The 1,203-nt window shown below is 53.0% G+C and carries 1 protein-coding gene; it reads right to left on the minus strand.

From position 1 onward, the window contains the following. Positions 1 to 150: 150 nt before the first annotated feature. Positions 151 to 1,131: an IS5-like element IS5 family transposase gene (locus V6E55_RS25455; RefSeq protein WP_000019402.1), complete on the minus strand. Its 981-nt coding sequence runs from the start codon at positions 1,129 to 1,131 to the stop codon at positions 151 to 153. Positions 1,132 to 1,203 lie beyond the last annotated feature (72 nt).

Below are 1,203 nucleotides of genomic sequence, written 5' to 3' on the forward strand. Positions count from 1 at the left end.
CTAAGGAAGGTGCGAATAAGCGGGGAAATTCTTCTCGGCTGACTCAGTCATTTCATTTCTTCATGTTTGAGCCGATTTTTTCTCCCGTAAATGCCTTGAATCAGCCTATTTAGACCGTTTCTTCGCCATTTAAGGCGTTATCCCCAGTTTTTAGTGAGATCTCTCCCACTGACGTATCATTTGGTCCGCCCGAAACAGGTTGGCCAGCGTGAATAACATCGCCAGTTGGTTATCGTTTTTCAGCAACCCCTTGTATCTGGCTTTCACGAAGCCGAACTGTCGCTTGATGATGCGAAATGGGTGCTCCACCTTGGCCCGGATGCTGGCTTTCATGTATTCGATGTTGATGGCCGTTTTGTTCTTGCGTGGATGCTGTTTCAAGGTTCTTACCTTGCCGGGGCGCTCGGCGATCAGCCAGTCCACATCCACCTCGGCCAGCTCCTCGCGCTGTGGCGCCCCTTGGTAGCCGGCATCGGCTGAGACAAATTGCTCCTCTCCATGCAGCAGATTACCCAGCTGATTGAGGTCATGCTCGTTGGCCGCGGTGGTGACTAGGCTGTGGGTCAGGCCACTCTTGGCATCGACACCAATGTGGGCCTTCATGCCAAAGTGCCACTGATTGCCTTTCTTGGTCTGATGCATCTCCGGATCGCGTTGCTGCTCTTTGTTCTTGGTCGAGCTGGGTGCCTCAATGATGGTGGCATCGACCAAGGTGCCTTGAGTCATCATGACGCCTGCTTCGGCCAGCCAGCGATTGATGGTCTTGAACAATTGGCGGGCCAGTTGATGCTGCTCCAGCAGGTGGCGGAAATTCATGATGGTGGTGCGGTCCGGCAAGGCGCTATCCAGGGATAACCGGGCAAACAGACGCATGGAGGCGATTTCGTACAGAGCATCTTCCATCGCGCCATCGCTCAGGTTGTACCAATGCTGCATGCAGTGAATGCGTAGCATGGTTTCCAGCGGATAAGGTCGCCGGCCATTACCAGCCTTGGGGTAAAACGGCTCGATGACTTCCACCATGTTTTGCCATGGCAGAATCTGCTCCATGCGGGACAAGAAAATCTCTTTTCTGGTCTGACGGCGCTTACTGCTGAATTCACTGTCGGCGAAGGTAAGTTGATGACTCATGATGAACCCTGTTCCATGGCTCCAGATGACAAACATGATCTCATATCAGGGACTTGTTCGCACCTTCCCTAA

The sequence above is a fragment of the Enterobacter sp. 342 genome, from assembly GCF_036663495.1.
GTDB lineage: Bacteria > Pseudomonadota > Gammaproteobacteria > Enterobacterales > Enterobacteriaceae > Enterobacter.